Origin of the sequence: Streptomyces sp. NPDC052043 (genome assembly GCF_044548235.1) — a bacterium.
GTDB lineage: Bacteria > Actinomycetota > Actinomycetes > Streptomycetales > Streptomycetaceae > Streptomyces.
Map to the genome: position 1 here is coordinate 313,975 of NZ_JBIUBT010000003.1, position 16,017 is coordinate 329,991.

The 16,017-nt window shown below is 70.7% G+C and carries 15 protein-coding genes and 3 pseudogenes; 12 read left to right on the plus strand and 6 right to left on the minus strand.

Features of this window, described 5'->3' with window-relative positions; translation table 11 throughout:
- The first annotated feature begins 66 nt into the window (after positions 1-66).
- On the plus strand, positions 67-744 hold the full coding sequence (locus ACIHCX_RS09260) for a TetR/AcrR family transcriptional regulator (RefSeq protein WP_400028103.1): 678 nt from the start codon (positions 67-69) through the stop codon (positions 742-744).
- A 303-nt stretch (positions 745-1,047) separates the two neighbouring features.
- Here ACIHCX_RS09260 and ACIHCX_RS09265 read toward each other — a convergent pair whose 3' ends face one another.
- Complete coding sequence (locus tag ACIHCX_RS09265; protein ID WP_400028105.1) at positions 1,048-1,989, minus strand: LysR family transcriptional regulator; 942 nt, start codon at positions 1,987-1,989, stop codon at positions 1,048-1,050.
- Between the two features lie 56 nt (positions 1,990-2,045).
- On the opposite strand from ACIHCX_RS09265, the gene ACIHCX_RS09270 reads away from it, so the two are divergent.
- On the plus strand, positions 2,046-3,044 hold the full coding sequence (locus tag ACIHCX_RS09270; protein ID WP_400028107.1) for an NADP-dependent oxidoreductase: 999 nt from the start codon (positions 2,046-2,048) through the stop codon (positions 3,042-3,044).
- On the plus strand, positions 3,041-3,442 hold the full coding sequence (locus ACIHCX_RS09275; RefSeq protein WP_400028109.1) for a nuclear transport factor 2 family protein: 402 nt from the start codon (positions 3,041-3,043) through the stop codon (positions 3,440-3,442). Before ACIHCX_RS09270 ends, ACIHCX_RS09275 begins: the two co-directional genes overlap by 4 nt.
- Before the next feature lie 393 nt (positions 3,443-3,835).
- Here ACIHCX_RS09275 and ACIHCX_RS09280 read toward each other — a convergent pair whose 3' ends face one another.
- Positions 3,836-5,299, minus strand: a complete 1,464-nt coding sequence (locus ACIHCX_RS09280) for a PLP-dependent aminotransferase family protein (RefSeq protein WP_400028110.1) — start codon at positions 5,297-5,299, stop codon at positions 3,836-3,838.
- 41 nt (positions 5,300-5,340) lie between these two features.
- Between ACIHCX_RS09280 and ACIHCX_RS09285 the strand changes: the two genes are divergently transcribed.
- The 7 genes from ACIHCX_RS09285 to ACIHCX_RS09315 all read left to right on the plus strand — a co-directional run bounded on the left by ACIHCX_RS09285 (position 5,341) and on the right by ACIHCX_RS09315 (position 11,907).
- The gene (locus tag ACIHCX_RS09285; protein ID WP_400028112.1) at positions 5,341-5,865 is read left to right on the plus strand and encodes a carboxymuconolactone decarboxylase family protein; all 525 of its coding nucleotides are present in this window, start codon (positions 5,341-5,343) and stop codon (positions 5,863-5,865) included.
- Complete coding sequence (locus ACIHCX_RS09290) at positions 5,865-7,292, plus strand: MFS transporter (RefSeq protein ID WP_400028114.1); 1,428 nt, start codon at positions 5,865-5,867, stop codon at positions 7,290-7,292. Before ACIHCX_RS09285 ends, ACIHCX_RS09290 begins: the two co-directional genes overlap by 1 nt.
- Positions 7,289-7,636, plus strand: coding sequence for a Tn3 family transposase (locus tag ACIHCX_RS09295; RefSeq protein ID WP_400028116.1), 348 nt, complete (start codon positions 7,289-7,291; stop codon positions 7,634-7,636). Before ACIHCX_RS09290 ends, ACIHCX_RS09295 begins: the two co-directional genes overlap by 4 nt.
- Positions 7,637-7,735: 99 nt before the next feature.
- Complete coding sequence (locus tag ACIHCX_RS09300; RefSeq protein WP_400028117.1) at positions 7,736-8,425, plus strand: ABC transporter ATP-binding protein; 690 nt, start codon at positions 7,736-7,738, stop codon at positions 8,423-8,425.
- Complete coding sequence (locus tag ACIHCX_RS09305) at positions 8,422-9,747, plus strand: FtsX-like permease family protein (protein ID WP_400028119.1); 1,326 nt, start codon at positions 8,422-8,424, stop codon at positions 9,745-9,747. Before ACIHCX_RS09300 ends, ACIHCX_RS09305 begins: the two co-directional genes overlap by 4 nt.
- 176 nt (positions 9,748-9,923) lie before the next feature.
- On the plus strand, positions 9,924-11,246 hold the full coding sequence (locus ACIHCX_RS09310) for a sensor histidine kinase (protein ID WP_400028121.1): 1,323 nt from the start codon (positions 9,924-9,926) through the stop codon (positions 11,244-11,246).
- Between the two features lie 10 nt (positions 11,247-11,256).
- Positions 11,257-11,907 (plus strand): response regulator, encoded by a 651-nt coding sequence (locus ACIHCX_RS09315; protein ID WP_400028123.1) that lies wholly within the window; start codon positions 11,257-11,259, stop codon positions 11,905-11,907.
- 137 nt (positions 11,908-12,044) lie between these two features.
- On the opposite strand, the pseudogene ACIHCX_RS09320 reads toward ACIHCX_RS09315, so the two are convergent.
- Positions 12,045-12,569: pseudogene (locus ACIHCX_RS09320) on the minus strand (recombinase family protein); the annotation flags it as partial.
- Positions 12,570-12,583: 14 nt separating this feature from the next.
- Between ACIHCX_RS09320 and ACIHCX_RS09325 the strand changes: the two are divergent.
- The gene (locus ACIHCX_RS09325) at positions 12,584-13,309 is read left to right on the plus strand and encodes a dienelactone hydrolase family protein (RefSeq protein ID WP_400028125.1); all 726 of its coding nucleotides are present in this window, start codon (positions 12,584-12,586) and stop codon (positions 13,307-13,309) included.
- 166 nt (positions 13,310-13,475) lie between these two features.
- Here the strand turns inward: ACIHCX_RS09325 and ACIHCX_RS09330 are convergent, their stop codons facing one another.
- A complete protein-coding gene (locus tag ACIHCX_RS09330; RefSeq protein ID WP_400028671.1) occupies positions 13,476-13,991 on the minus strand; it encodes a DUF4188 domain-containing protein in 516 nt (171 codons plus the stop codon).
- 102 nt (positions 13,992-14,093) lie between these two features.
- On the opposite strand from ACIHCX_RS09330, the pseudogene ACIHCX_RS09335 reads away from it, so the two are divergent.
- Positions 14,094-14,204 (plus strand): annotated as a pseudogene (locus tag ACIHCX_RS09335) (MerR family transcriptional regulator); the annotation flags it as partial.
- Between the two features lie 275 nt (positions 14,205-14,479).
- Here the strand turns inward: ACIHCX_RS09335 and ACIHCX_RS09340 are convergent.
- The gene (locus ACIHCX_RS09340) at positions 14,480-15,601 is read right to left on the minus strand and encodes a hypothetical protein (RefSeq protein ID WP_400028127.1); all 1,122 of its coding nucleotides are present in this window, start codon (positions 15,599-15,601) and stop codon (positions 14,480-14,482) included.
- A gap of 118 nt (positions 15,602-15,719) precedes the next feature.
- Positions 15,720-15,939: pseudogene (locus ACIHCX_RS09345) on the minus strand (DUF4158 domain-containing protein); the annotation flags it as partial.
- Positions 15,940-16,017 lie beyond the last annotated feature (78 nt).

The following is a 16,017-nucleotide window of genomic DNA, read 5'->3' on the forward strand; positions in this document are numbered from 1 at the left end:
GTTATAACTCACTCTTCCGCGAGAGGCAAGAAGAAGAGTGATAACCTCTAACTCAACGTCGGCGCCATGGCTGACCGAGGCCTGGAGGCAGCAGTGGCCGAGTCGGACGCGAGAACTCCTCGGGAGCGCTACCGCGCCCAGGTGCGGGAGGAGATCAAGAAGCACGCGTGGGAGCAGATCGCCACCGCCGGGGCCTCGGTGCTGTCCCTTAACGCCATCGCCAAGCAGATGGGCATGAGCGGTCCCGCCCTCTACCGGTACTACGCCAACCGCGACGAATTGATCACCGAGCTCATCACGGACGCCTACCGCAGCCTCGCCGACGCCTTCCACGCCCGCGCCCGGGTCGGCGCCGACCTGGCGGACCTGGCCCATGTCCTGCGGGGCTGGGCGCTCGACGACCCCCAGCGGTACCTCCTGGTCTACGGCACGCCCGTGCCCGGCTACCAGGCGCCCCAGGACACCACCCGGATCGCCTCCGAGATCATGGCCGTCCTCGTCGACGCCTGCACCGCCGCCGGGACGCCCGCCATCGCCGCAACAGCCCTCGACGACCACCTTGCCGACCACCGCGCATGGGCCGGCGACCACCCGGCGCCGCCGTCGGCACTCAGTCACGCCTTGACCGTCTGGACCCGCCTGCACGGCGTGCTGTCCCTGGAACTCGCCGGCCACTTCGCCGGCATGGGGTTCGACCCGGCCCGCCTCTACGCCGCTGAGACGGACGCCCTCACCAGCCGCTGACCACGAGGGCCGCGCTGGCCAGGCCCTCCCCTGACGTTGCCGTCAACCAGGCCCGGTTCTCGTATAGCTACGGACAGGTGTCGTCTGCGGGTATCCGCCCTGGTCAGTGGTGGGGACGTCCGTCGCGGGATGCTGTGCCCTCTACGAGGAGAGCACAGGCCGTGGTCGTTTCCCGAGAGCAGTTGCCGACAAGACGGGCAGTTCCTTTTTCGAGCGGTGTTCAGCCTGCGGTGAGCCGGCGGAACTCCACTCGGAGGCCGTGGGAGACCTGCCGCCCATGGTCATCGCCCGACCTGGTCCCGGTCAGGGTGCCGGGGCGGTCAGGACGGCCTTGGCAGCCAGCCGGAGATTCCTGATCATCGGATTCGGGTCGCCCTCGCGGCTGACCAGGACGACCCGGCTGGGGGGAGCGCCCTCGACCGGGACGGTGACGAGGTTGGGACGCAGTGAGCTACGCCGATCGCCGACCGGTAGCACGGCGATGGCCCTGCCACTTGCGACGAGTTCGAGCTTGTCCTCGTAACTCTCGATCGGCGGCACGCCAGCCCCGAGGATCCGGTAGGAAGCCCAGTCTGCGGTCTCGAACGCGCACGGCGCCGCCTCTTCGCCGGCCAGTTCTTCCGCGGTCACCGACGCGCGGTCGGCCAAGGGATGGCCGCGCGGGACCACGAGCATCCGGGGCTCCTCGTACAGCGGGGTGGTGAACACGTCGTCGTCGGCGAACGGCAGCGGGGCCCGCGCGACCAGGGCGTCGACGCGCTTGTCGGACAGTGCCCCGACGTCGCGGCAGTTCAGATGCCGGGTGGCGATCTCGGCGTCGGGGTAACGGCGGCGCAGTTCCCGCACGGCGGCAGTGATCACCAGGTCTTCGACGTAGCCGATGGCGATTCGTTCGGTCTGGGCTTGTTCACGCACGGCCAACTCGGCCTGACGGGCGGCCTGCAGCAAGGCTTGGGCCCGGGGGAGGAACGTCTGGCCGGCCGGAGTGAGCCGGGTGCCCTGGGGGGTGCGGTCCAACAGTCGTGTGCCGAGATATTTCTCGAGCCGTTGGATCTGACGGCTCAGCGCCGGCTGGGCTACGTGCAGGTCGGCGGCGGCCCGGCCGAAGTGCTGGTGCGCCGCCACCACGGTGAAGTAGCGCACGAGCCGCAGTTCAAGGTCCTGTCCGAGATCGTTCACCCTTACACGGTACGTGTCATGCCGTTTCGGAATGATCAGGTTGCCGAACCGGTCTTGGACGGCCATGCCGTCCCGGGCCTTGACTGAAGGAGCAACGTTTCCCCGAGAAAGCGACAGGCGCGATGAAGGCGATCCAGTTCCACGAAGCGGGCGGGCCGGAAGTTCTGCAGTACGACGAGGTGCCGGTTCCCGAGATCGGCCCGGGCGAGGTGCTCGTCCGGGTGCACGCGGCGGGCATCAACTCGCCGGACTGGTACCTGCGTGAGGGGATGAAGGTCATGCCGGTCGAGATGAGGCCGGCGCTGGAGTTCCCCCTGACCCCTGGAACGGACATGTCGGGCGTGGTCCAGGCGGTCGCTCCGGACGTGCAGGGGTTCGCCGTCGGTGACGAGGTCTTCGGCATGCTGCGGTTCCCCGGATTCGACGGCCGGACGTACGCCCAGTACGTGGCCGCGCCGGCTTCTGACCTGGCTCACAAGCCGACCGGTATCGACCACGTGCAGGCGGCTGGGGCGCCGATGGCCGTGCTTACGGCCTGGCAGTACCTGGTTGATCTCGGCCACGACGTGCCGTCTCCTTTCACCGGCCAGGTGCACCAGCCGGTGCCGATCACGCCAGGGCTGACCGTGCTGGTCAACGGGGCCGCCGGTGGAGTGGGCCACTTCGCGGTGCAATTGGCGAAATGGAAGGGGGCACACGTCATCGCGGTGGCCTCAAGCCGGCACGAGCAGTTCCTGCGCAAGCTCGGCGCCGATGAGTTCATCGACTACACCACGACGCAGGCCGCGGACGTGGTCAGCGGTGTCGACCTGGTGATCGACACCGTCGGCGGCCCGGACAGCCCACGCTTCCTGACCGTGCTCAAGCGCGGAGGCACCATGCTTCCGGTGTTCTTCGCTCAGTACGACCCGGAAGAGACGGCGCGTCTGGACATCACCGTCTCGAACATTCAGGTACGTTCCAACGGCCCCCAGCTTGCCGAGATCGGGCGCCTGTTCGACGAGGGCCAACTCAAGGTCGGGGTGGACAGCACCTACCAGCTGTCCGAAGCGGTCAGCGCACACACGCGAGCCGCGCAGGGCCACATCCAAGGCAAGATCGTGCTGACGGTGGCCTCGTGATCGCCGAACTCCAGCAGGCGGTGGCGAACTACGCCCACGCCCTGGACGAGCTGAATGTGCCGCAGCTGGAAACGGTCCTGACCGAAGACACCACCTGGACCTTTACGATGCCCGGACAGGTGATGCTCGGCCCGGTCGCCGGACGCGCGGCGGTGCTCGACTTCATCCGTGACGGGCACACGGCCCAGACCGGAAGGGTGCGGCACCACCTCGGCAACGTCGTGGTCACGACGACGGACGCAGCCACCGCCGAGGTGCGGGCCTATCTGCTGCAGACGAGGAACACCGGCGAGAGCATCCAGATGATCTCGACCGGGGTCTACACGTTCAGCCTGCGACGGTCCGACGGTAGGTGGCGGATCGCCGAGCTCGCCCTGACGCTGGACAACGCCTTATAGGGCGAGGCCAGGCAGTGCGCCCGGCGATCATCGGATGTCTGGCGACGGCGGCCGGCTACCGATTGGGCCGACGACGAACAGCACGGCCCTGTCCAGGGAGACGATCAGGCGGCCGATGCGCTGTTGCACGCCAGCAGGCTCGGCTGCCCCCTGGCAGATCGGGCAGGCGGTCGGCGACAGCCAGAGCGGTGATGGCCTTTCCGACGGTCGCGGGGTCAGGGTGAAGGTGAGGGGGCTTGGGTTGGCACTGGCTGTCGTACGGGACCCGCGCGATGTGCGGCCGCTGGCCACGGCGGAGGAGCTGGAGCAGTTCGAGACCGACGTGCTGTCCGGGGTCGTCCGCGCGCGAGCCTCGGCGGGACTGACGGAAGGCGTGATCCGCAGGGACGTCGGTCACCTGGAAGGGCTTTCGGAGGAGGCCTCGGAGGGTGGCAGGGCCCGGAGTAGCGCTTCGACCGCCGCCCCGTACGCGTGTTCCGCTGGCGTCGAGTACCCGATGACCAGACCGTCCCCCGCCGGCATCGCGGCCCGTGGGTGCCGGAACTCGGCGAGGCCGTCCAGCGCGATCCCCTGCCAGGACGCGGCCTTGACCGCGGACGCCTCCGTGCCGGGCGGCAGCCGAAGGACCGCATGCAGTCCCGCCGCGATGCCGGTGGCCGTGATGTGCGGGGCCCGTTCGGCGAGGGCGGTGACGAGCTGGTCGCGGCGGTGCCGGTAGCGCTGCCGCATCCGGCGGATGTGACGGTCGTACTGCCCGGAGGCGATGAAGTCGGCGAGCGTGAGCTGGTCGAGGACGCTCGCCCACGCCTCCCGCTTGCCCTTGGCGGCGAGCACGCCGTCGACAAGCTGCATGGGCAGCACCATCCAGCCGATGCGCACCGCGGGGGACAGGCTTTTGCTGACCGAGCCGAGGTAGACGACCCGTTCGGGGTCCAGGCCCTGCACGGCGCCGACGGGCACGCGGTCGTAGCGGAACTCCCCGTCGTAGTCGTCCTCGAGGACCAGGCCGCCACTGGTGCGGGCCCAGTCGATGACCGCGGCGCGCCGGGCCGGGTGCAGCGGGCCGCCAGTCGGAAACTGGTGTGCGGGCGTGAGCAGTACGCCGCGTATCCGTGGTTCCTCGATCAACTCCTCGACGCGGGCGCCCTGTTCGTCCAGGTCCAGCGGCACCGTCTGTACGCCTGAGCCCTCCAGGATCTCGCTGTGGAAGCGGAGCCCGTACGACTCCACGGCGAAGGGACCGCGCAGCGCCCCGCCGCCCGCGCCACGCGAACCATCGAACAGCAGCCGCAGCGCGTGCGCGAAGCCGGAGCACACCACGATCCGCTCGGGGTCGACGCGCACCCCACGAGCGCGCGCCAGATAGTCGGTGAGCGCGCGGCGCAGCTCGATGCGGCCGCGGGGATCGCCGGGCCCGAAGGCCTCGTCGGGTGCGGCGCTCAGCGCGCGCCGGGCGGCCGCGAGCCAGGCCGTGCGGGGGAAGGAGGCGGTCTCCGGAGTGCCCTGGCGCAGGTTGTGCGCGGGGGTGGCGGGCCGCACGGGAGCGGGCTTCGGCTTCCGGGCGCGCTTGGGCGGCGCGGCACGTTCCGCCACCCGGGTCCCGGAGCCCTGGCGCGCGGTCAGCCAGCCCTCGGCGACCAGTTCGGCGTAGGCGTCGGCGACCGTGTTGCGGGCCAGACCCAGGTCGGCGGCGAGTGAGCGGTAGGGCGGCAGGCGGGTGCCCGGCGCGAGCCACCCCTCGCGCACGGCGTCCCGCAGCGCGCGGATGAGAACGGCGCGACGACTGCCGGGACCGGACAGGTCCACGTGCAGGTCACTGCCGATACGCTCCGCCAAATTGACCCATGATTCCGGCATGAGAATGAACCTTACCCGAGGTCTTTCCCGGCCCTAGATTCATGGTCATGACGGACAACGCGCACACCACTCAGACCGCTCGCCACACACCCGCCACCGCTCACGGCCACGCCCCGCGCATCAACTTCGCCAAGGCCGCCCCCAAGGCGTTCAAGGCCCTTATCGGCTTCGACGCCGCCGCCCGCGACGGCCTCGACCCGGCCCTGGTCGAGCTGATCCAGATTCGCGCCTCGCTCCTCAACGGCTGCGCCTACTGCCTCCACATGCACACCTCCGACGCCCGCAAGGCCGGCGAGGACGAGGCCCGGCTGCACATGATCGGCGTGTGGCGCGAGGCCCGTAACTTCTTCACGGAGAAGGAGCAGGCCGCCCTCGCCCTGACCGAGGCCGTCACTCTCGTCTCCCACGGCGGCGTCCCCGACGACGTCTACGCGCAGGCCGCCCGTCACTTCGACGAGCCGGAACTGGCCCGTATCCTCGCCCTGATCTTCACCATCAACACCTGGAACCGCATCGCCCTGAGCACCGCCAAGGTCGCGGGCGAGGACAAGAGGGTGGCCCACTGATGGCGACCCTGGAGACGGCGGCCGACCCACGCCCGGCCCTCACCGCCCTCGCACGGCGCGGGAGGGCGAGCGCCGCGACCCTCGCCCTCCTCGCCTTTGCCCAACTGATCATCTCCGTCGACTACAACATCGTTTATGTGGCGCTACCCCAGATCGGCAGGGGCCTGGGCTTCTCCGCGCAGCACCTCCAGTGGGTGATCAGCGCGTACGCCGTCTCCTTCGGCGGCTTCCTGCTTCTCGGCGGCCGTGCCTGCGACCTGTTCGGCCCACGCCGCACGTTCGTGCTCGGACTGAGCCTGTACGGGGTCTCGTCGCTGGCAGGCGGCCTAGCCACAGGACCCAGCCTGCTGATCGCGGCCCGCGCCGTACAGGGCATCGGCGGCGCGTTCCTCTTCCCTGCAACGCTCACCCTCGTCGGCACGCTCTTCGCGGAGGGCCGCGAGCGCAACCGCGCCTACTCGGTGTGGGGCGCGGCGGGCGGCAGCGGACTCATCGTGGGCGCACTCCTCGGCGGCGTACTGACTCAACTCTTCGGCTGGCGCTCGGTGCTGTACGTCAATGTCCCGCTGGCCCTGATCGCGGTGGAGGCCGCCTTCCACCTCATCACCCCGGGCACCGCTCGGCGGGCTGGCCGCCGGATCGACCTGCCCGGCGCCCTGACCTCCACGCTCGGCGTCACGGGCCTGGTCGTCGCCCTGGTCCAGGGCCCGAAGTCGGGCTGGCTGTCCGCGACGGTCGCGTTCTCCGCGGCGGCGGGCGCGACCCTGCTGGCCACCTTCCTCCTCATCGAGGCCCGCACCCGCGACCCCCTGATGCCCCTGCGGCTGCTCCGTGGCCGCGGCCTGCGCACCGGCATGGCCGTGACGTTCCTCTACATGGCTACGCTCGGCAGCCTCGCGTACTTCCTCACCGTCTATTTCCAGAACGTGCTCGGCTACGACGCCTTGCGCACCGGCCTCGCCTACCTCGTCCCGATGCTGGCGATCACCGCGGGCTCGCTACTCGCGGGCCGGATCACCACGCGGCTCGGCACCCGCACGGCGATGACCGGCAGCCTTGCGCTCGGCGCGGCGGGCACGGCGATGGTGGCCCTCGCCATGGCCGCCGACGGCTCATACGCCGCGCTGATCCCAGGCTTCCTGGTCCTCGGCCTCGGCCAAGGGGCGGGCTACACCCTGATGTTCGGCGCCGCCGCCGCGGGCATCGCGGGCCGCGAGCAGGGCATCGCCTCCGGCATGGCGTCCACGGCCCAGCAGGTCGGCGGCGCGGTGGGCCTGGCGGTCCTGGTCGGCATTGCGGGCCTCGGCGAGCACACCTCGGCGGCGGCCACGGTGGACGGCACGCGCACCGCCCTCTTCGTGGCAACGGCGGGCATCGCCCTGACGGCCGTGGTGGCCCTCGGCTTCCCCCGCAGGGCCACACGATGACACCGCGTACGACGACGGCCGACCCCCGCGGAATTCCCCGCGGCGCCCGGCCGTCAACGTACGTATGCAGAGCCGACGCCCTGCTCACCAACGCGGTCACTTTTCACAACGCCCCGGACATCGCGGAGATCGTCCGCCAGCTCCTGGAAGAGGGCTGGACGATCGAGCCTGAGGACCTGGCCCACATCTCGCCGTACTTGACCGAGCACATCAACCGGTTCGGCGAGTACTCCGCCCACGAGCTCGGCATCCAGCCCGACGCGTACGGCCCGAAGCTGGACGCCGACTTCACCCAGCTCCGCGACGGCAACGTGACCGCCGAAGGCTTCGGTCAGGCCGCCTGACACGGCCACGGCCGCCCGCAGGGTTCGGAATATCCGACCCCCATACTCGGGTGCCCGCCCCATCGCGCCGCTGACTAGCGGATTCGTACGGTCGATGGTATGGAAGCCATCCTCGAACTCGACCGGGTCACCCGGACCTACGGCCGCGGCCCGCACACCGTGCACGCGCTGCGCGACCTCGACACGCGACTCTACGCGCACTCCCTCACCGCCGTCATGGGCCCTTCCGGGTCCGGGAAGTCGACCTTCCTGCAGTGCGCGGCCGGGCTCGATAGACCGACGTCGGGGAGCGTGCGACTGGCCGGGCAGGACATCTCGGGCATGGGCGAGCGGCAGCTGACCCGGCTGCGCCGGGCCCGCATCGGGTTCGTGTTCCAGTCCTTCAACCTGCTGCCGACCCTGACCGCCGAGGAGAACGTGCTGCTGCCTCTGCGCCTCGACGGCAAGCGCAGGGACCCCGCGAGGGCACGGCGGATGCTCGCCCGTGTCGGCCTCGACGGCCGCGCGGATGCGAAGCCCGGTGAGCTGTCCGGCGGCCAGCAGCAGCGCGTCGCCGTTGCCCGCGCGCTGATCACTGAGCCGGACGTGGTTTTCGCCGACGAGCCGACCGGCTCCCTCGACACGGAGACCGCGGCCGGGGTGCTGGCACTGCTGCAAGAGGCGGTGAGCGCGTACGGGGCCACGGTCGTGGTCGTCACGCACGACCCGGCGGTGGCCGAGCGCGCCGACCGGGTGCTGTGGCTGGCCGAGGGGCGCCTTGTGGCGGACACCGTGGGGGCGCCGGCATGAGCGTCTTCGCACCCAACGGCCTGGCCACCGCCTCCGTCAGGGCCCGGCCCTCCGCGTTCGCGGGGACCTTCGCCGCGCTGGTGTTCTGCGCGACCGTCGTCACCGCGAGCGTGGCCGTAGCGATTTCCGCCTCCCGCGTGCCGTCCTCCCCGGAGCAGTACGCGGTGTACGAAATGGGCCTCGTCTTCAGCCAGATCACCGTCTACCTGTCGATCTTCGTCATCGGCCAGGTGATGTCCCTGGCTGTGAGCCAGCGGGGACGGGAGAGTGCGCTGCTGCGCGCCGTCGGCGCCGGGCCGTGGCAGATCCGGCGGATGGTGGCGACGGAGGCGCTGGTCACGGCGCTGCTGGCGCTGCCGGTCGGATACGGGCTCGGGGCGCTGGTCGCGTGGGTATGGTTCGGCGTGCTCGACGCCGGCGGAATGCTCCCGGCCGGGATGGCGCTGCACATCGGACTCGGGCCACTGTTCGCCGCGCTCGGGACGCTGGTGGTGTGCTCACAGCTCGGCGGCCTCATCGCGGCGCGGCGCAGCTCCCGTATCCGCCCGTCGGCCGCGCTGTCGGTGACGCAGGTGTCGGGCGCGGAGCAGGCGGGCAGGGTACGGGGCTTGGTCTCGCTGGTGTTCCTCGCGGGCGCGGTCGTGCTCACCGGGGTGGCCGCCGCGGGGTCGGCCGAGAACGCCGGGGACGTGATCCCGCTGGTGCTGCTCGCCTACCTGGTGGCCACCGGCGTCGGCGGGCTCTGGCTTGGGCGGCTTGCGACGCGACTGGCGGCTCCGGTATTGCGCAGCCTTGGCGGCGTGGCCGGCGAACTCGCGGTCGCGGGTTTCCATGCGCGGGCCCACCGCCTGTCGGCTGCGATCACGCCGATCGCGATGGTGACGGCCTTCGCGCTGGCCCAGTTCGTCTCGCTGGCCGCAAGCGACGACATCGATGCCACGGCACTCTTCGGCACCCTGCTGTACGCCGCCTTCGCGGGCCTGATCGCCGCCAACACACTGGTGATGCTGACGCTGGAGCGGCTGCGGGAGTTCTCGCTGCTGCGCGCGATCGGCGCCGAGAAGCACCAGGTGCGCGCGGTGGTGCTGGCCGAGTCGGCGATCACGGCTCTGGCCGGAGTCGGCACGGGCACGGCGATCGGCTGCGCGGTGATGGCCCCGCTCGGCGGCAAGACGGGCACGCCGCTGTCCGGCCTTCCGCTGTGGGCGTGGGCGGCGACGCTGGGCGCGGGGGCCGTCCTGGTGTGGGCGGCGTCCGCCGCCCCGCTGGGGCGAATGTTCAGGGTGCGTCCGATCGACGGCGTGACACGAAGGAGCGTCTGAGGGATGGCAGGCTCCAGGCTGTGGGCACCGGCTCCGCCCGAGGGGCGGTGCCCACGATGAGAAGAGTCGGCCCGCCCTGGCGTATCGCGGTCACGCCCACCACGACCACACCGAGACTCGCAGGGCGGGTACAGCCGAATCCCAGCCATGTCCGTCCGAGAGGCATCAAGGACCTGATGCGCCAGCTCCACAAGCTGTCCCGCCCCCTCCGTCAGGCCGCGCAGCTCCTGCCCGGCTCGCCCCGCCGGGCCGTGAGCGTCCTGCTCGGTTCCCCCGGTGAGGCTGCGTACGCCGTGCTCGCCCCCGCCCTCGGGCTCGTCTGCGGGCTCGCCCTGCTGATGCTGCTCGCTACCTCCCTCGTCACCGCGATCGTCCAGATCGGCTTGGTCCTCCTCATCGGCACGCTCGCCGCCGCCCGCGCCACCGGCGCCCTGCACCGCGCCCTGCTACGTGGCCTGCTCGGCGAGGACATCCCGGCACCGGCCAAGCGCCCGCGCGGCGTGCGCTCCGCCCTCACCGACGGCGCCGGCTGGCGCGCAGCCGCCTTCACCGTCGCGTACACACCCATCGGCCTCATCCTCTTCGCGGTGACGGTCATGGGCAGGTTCTACGGTCTCGCTGCGCTCACCTATCCCTTCTGGTGGCGGGCACTCGAAGAGGACGGCCACTACGGCATCGGCTTCGGCTTCGGCATCGAACCCGACACCTGGCCTCAGGCCCTGCTCACCGCCGTGACCGGCGCCGGCATCCTCGCCTTCACCACCTGGTTGACGCGTGGGCTGCTCGACCGCGTCGTACGCCCCATGGCCCACGCGCTGATCGGGCCTGGACGGCTCGAGTCCCGGGTCCAGGAGCTGCAGGAGACCCGTGCCTTGGCCGTCCAGGACTCCGCCGCCACCTTGCGCCGCATCGAACGCGACCTGCACGACGGCGCCCAGGCCCGCCTCGTCGCGGTCGCGATGGCCCTCGCCGGCGCGAAGGACCAACTCGCCTGCGTCCCTGGAGATGCCCCCGCGCTGGCCCACAGCCGCACGTTGGTGGACTCCGCCCTCGACGGTGCCCGCACCGCGATCAAGGAACTCCGCGACCTGGTGCGCGGCATCCACCCACCGGCCCTCAACGACGGCCTCGACGTCGCCCTGGAAACCCTGGTGTCGGACTACGCGCTACCGGTGACTCTTGACGTGGACCTGCCCGAGCGGCCCGGAGAGGCAACAGAGACCATCGCGTACTTCTGCGCGGCCGAGCTCCTCGCCAACGCCGCCAAGCACGCAGGCGCGACCCGCGCCGAAGTGGCGGCGTATGCGAAGGACGGGGCGCTGCACCTGTCCATACACGACGACGGGCGCGGCGGCGCACGGCCGCGCACGGGCGGCGGAACCGGGCTGGCGGGACTGTCGGAGCGGGTCAGTACGGTGGACGGGCGGCTGCTGATCGACAGCCCCGCCGGCGGCCCGACCACCGTCACCGTCGAACTGCCGCTGGGCCCCAGGTCCTAGGATCCGCCACATGCGCATCGTGATCGCCGAAGACGCCGCCGTCGTACGCGAGGGCCTGGTCCAGCTCCTGCGTGACCGGGGCTTGGACATCGCCGCCGCGGTGGGCGACGCCGAGGCACTGCTCGAGGCAGTCGAGGAACACCGGCCGGACGTCGTCGTCGCGGACATTCGCATGCCGCCCACGCACCGCGACGAAGGACTGCGCGCCGCGCTCACCCTGCGCGAGCGCTATCCGGACCTCGGGGTGCTGCTCTTCTCGCAGTACGTGGAAACGCGCTACGCCAACCGGCTCGCCGCCACCGGCATGTCCGGCTTCGGCTATCTACTCAAGGAACGCGTCGTTGACGTCAGCGACTTCGTCGACGCCCTGCACCGGGTGGCCGCGGGCGGGACCGCGCTCGATCCGGAGGTGGTCTCAAAGCTGCTGGCCGCCCAGCACACAGCACACGGCCTGGCGGAGTTGACCGCGCGCGAGCACGAGGTCCTCGGGCTGATGGCTCAGGGCCACACAAACGCAGCGATCGCCGAGGGGCTCGGCATCTCCCAGCGCGTGGTGGAGAAGCACACCGCAAGCATCTTCACCAAGCTGGACCTGCCGCGCACGGAGGCCGGCCACCGGCGGGTCCTCGCGGTGCTGCGGTATCTGCAGGGCGGGGGCTGAAGGCGAAAGGCAGGTGCCGCGCGCCGAGTGGGGGCCGGGCACGATCCCGTCCTCTTCTCGCCTGCCGGGGCGCTGGGCAGTGGGGACGCCTCGGCGGCATTGGGGTCGTAGATCCCGGTGAGCGGGCCGGTGAGGAGTTCGAGCTGGATGCCGCCGGCCTGGAGCTTGGCGGACAGCGCCATCAGCTCAGCCGCGTTGCGCGCGAGGCGCTTGAGCTCGTGCACCGTGAGGATGACGGGCGTCTCGGGGGCGGCCTCCTTGAACTGGTGGGCCAGGGCGAGCGCCTTCTCCAGTTCGGGGCGGACTTTGACGCGGGTGCTGATCTGCTCCTTGAAGACCTTGTGGCACTCCGCGCGGTGGAGGGCTTCGAGCTGGCTCGCCAGCTCCTGTCGCGCGGTCGATGTCCTGGCGTAGCCGATGCGGACCGGGCGCTCGGTGCGGGGCGCGGGCACGACGGCGAGCGCGGGGCCGGCCTTCCACGCAGGGCCCGGGTGACGGTCGGAGGGGACGAGGACTTCGAGGACTTTTGCGAACGGTGTGACCTTCAGAGCTTCATGCCCTCGAATCTTCAGCGGTATCTGGCGAGGAGGGGCGATTCCAGAGGGACACCCGCGCTGTTCTGCCAGCGGCAGAACAGCGGCTCGACCGGGCTCGACGATCACTACAGTCCAGTCCCATGGCGACGATTACAACGCGCACGGTCGAATACCCGGCCGACGGTCTGACGATGGTCGGGCACCTAGCGCTCCCCGTTGGCGCCGGCCGCCGGCCAGCAGTCCTGATCGGGCCCGAGGGGATGGGGCTCAGCGACGTTGAGCGCCGCCGGGCCGATGCGCTCGCCGAGCTGGGATACGTAGCGCTGGCCTTCGACCTCCATGGCGGGCGCTATTTGGGCGACCCCGAGGAGATGCTGTCCCGTTGCATGCCGCTGCTCGCCGACCCCGACCGGATGCGGGGCATCGGCCACGCGGCGCTCGACGTGTTGCTCGCCGAACCGCCGACCGACCCTGACCGGATCGCCGCCGTCGGCTACGGCACCGGGGGCGCCATCGGGCTGGAACTCGGGCGCGACGGCGTCAACCTACGCGCGATCGCGACAGTCAACGCGCTGACCACGGGCCGACCGGGCGAGGCGGCGCGTATTCGCTGCCCGGTGTGGGCCGGGGTCGGGTCGGAAGACCCGATCATGCCGCCGGCACAACGGGACGCGTTCACCGCCGAGATGCAGGCCGCGGGCGTCGACTGGCGCCTCGTGGTCTATGGCGGCGCCTTGCACGCCTTCCACCACCCGCCGGTCGACCACACCGTGGTCCCCGGCGTCGGCTACCACCCACGGCACGCGCAGCGAGCCTGGCACGACGTCGTCGACCTGCTCACCGAGTGCCTGCCCGTGACGGAGTGATCTGGTCACGGTCACCCATGCAGGTTGTTGGCGTATTCGGTCACATCCCTTTCAGCGGCGCATGACGTTGACGACGCGCTCGCTGCCCAAGATCGGGACGTCCATGCACCTTTCGGGTCGGTCCGGCGAAGCAGGCTTCGCCGGACCGACCCGAAAGGTGTTTGCCCTACACCGACGACGGCTCCCCCTGCCCGGCTTTCGCTGTGCGGTACGCGAACCGGTCCTTCGCCCGGCGCCCCCGCTTCTCGAGGGGCAGGACGCCGTGCGCGGCGCCGAGCCCGAAGGGCGGCATGTCACCGTAGATCGACTCGTACGAGCCCTCGGGCACCACATAGGTCTCGTGCCAGATCCCCACGTGCTGCCGCAGCTTCCCCGCCTTCTCCTTGCGGTTGATGTCCGCCCAGGCCTTGTGATGCAACATGTCGGACGCCGACGCGTAGGCGTACAGCTTCTCCTTGGACTCCCAGTACTGCACGACGTAGTACGTCCGCGGGGACGCCGTCAGCAGGACGTGTCCGAGCAGACCGCGCCCGGGTTGCTTCTTCAGCTCACGCAGCATGCGGGGCATTGCCAGGAACACCGGCAGCCAGTGGTGCGCCGCCCAGAAGTGGTTGATCCGCATGCCGATCAGCAGGACGACCACGTCCCCTTCGGCAGCCGCGGTGGTACGGCTCACGACCATGGGTTTTCCGAACACGGCGCCCCCCTCGCAGCCATTGGCCGGCGACACTGTCCGACTGCTCCATGCTTGGATGGTGACGCGACCCAAGGAAGGGCGCAAGACATGCGGTTGGCGGAGTTGAGCGAGCGGAGCGATGCGTCCACCGCGACGATCAAGTACTACTTGCAGGAAGGGCTGTTGGCGCCGGGCCGCCAGGTGAACACTGCGCTCGCTGTTCCGGCACGTGAAGAAGAACGGGCTGGTCTTCCGCAACCCCACGATCCGCCTCCGTGTCCCCCGGCAGACCGGCGGCCTCCCCCAGGCCCCGGGCTCCTATCTCCACCAGGGGACAAGTATCCGGCGGGTAGCGTCGCCCGAGTCGATCGTTTGCCGACGTTGATTGCCGACACCGGTTACCGACACCGCCGACCTGCGGAAACGCTCCGGCTGAGTCGAGTGTCGATAGATCCCTCGTTTGACGACACCGACTTCAGCCGGTGTGCACTTGCCTAGGAACGCTCGCGCCAGGTGTAGGGCGGGATTCCTGCGGTGTCGAGGTCCGCATCGGGCCAGCGTCGGCGCAGCACTGCGGCAGTGGACCTGCACCAGCCGGCCAGGTCGGGCAGGACGGTATGCGCGTCAGCGGTCCGTGCCCCAGTTTCCAGCAGCATCACAAGCTGAGCGCGGGAGGCATCGCCCGGCAGCCGCGCATCCCGCTTGCCTACCTCGCCGGCGCGGACCGCCACCCAGATCATGGCGGCGGAAGCGAGGCCGAAGCCGAACCGCCGGTCGTCCTGCGCCTCCGGGGCGGCACGGGCCAGCGCGGTGCGGAACGCGGCGAGCTGCCGCGGCCCGGATACCGCCATCCACAGCGGCCCCGGCACGCAGAAAACGGCTGCGGCCGTCAGGGCGTGACGGAAACCCGCTCCTTCAAAGTCGATCAGACGACCGTCTCCGTCAAGCGAGGTGAGGTAGTTGTGGGCCTCGGGGTCGCCGTTGGTCAACGCCAGAAACGGGCCGGGTTCGGCGAGTTCGGCCGCGGCCGCCCGCAGGTCGCGCTCGGCGGCGTCAGACATCGGGACGCCGAAGTCCGCGGCCCGCTCGGCGGTGGTGCGCCACCCGCTCCCCCAAGCGTGCTCGCGGTCCCCGAGCGCCTTCGCAGAGCTGCCCAGTACGGTGCGGCGTGCGGCGAACGACTCGGAGCACCCGATGGAGGCGGCAGCGAGCGCGCCCAGGGCGGTGGCGAAGTCGGTGAGCCGGTCGTCCAGCTCCGGCGTGAGGCCATCACGGCGCAGCAGTTCGGCGAGCTCGACGCGTGGAGCGAGGTCCTCGATCACCAGCATCCGGGTGTCGGGCGCTGCGGCGAGCAGCCGCGGGCCCGAATCGGCGAGGCCCAGGTCGTCGAGCAGCTCCAGCGCGGCCCGCTCGCAACGCATCAGTTCTGCGGCGGAGCGCAGGCCGTAGCCGCCGGGGCGGAGGCGTTTGACGATGCGGGTGCGGCCATCGGCGAGGTGGGCGCGCAGCACCCATGGGTGCCCGCCCAACTCCTCCAGGTGGGCGACGGGGGTGCCGAGCAGGTCCTCGATTTCGGCGGAAACGGCAGCGGCCACGGATTCCACGGGTGAGGGCATCGGAGGATCATCGCACGCCCCTCAGGAGGATCACCGGCCTTGGGGAGCAGCGGTACAGCGGTTAACGCTAAGCCGGTGATCATGCCCGCGGCGGGGGAAGTTTGAGAGATGCTCCCCCCGGCCACGGCGCCGCGAGCGGGTCCTCCAGAAACAGGCCGACGTACCGCACCGTGCACATCTGGAGCGCCGAGCTGCTGGTGCTTCGTCCGCCGCAGGGCGATCAAGTCCCGGTCCACGTCGTCCAGGAAGAAGAACCGCTCCAGCTCGGGCCTCGTCGGCTCCTCGGCGAACGACCTGTGCACCTCGGCCTGCTCATCACTCAGAAATTCCACCGGCACGAGCCGGACCGTAGCCAGCCCCGACACCTGCCCAACGATCTTTCGTGAACCCCGGCAGAGCCCCCAGCCGGTGTGATA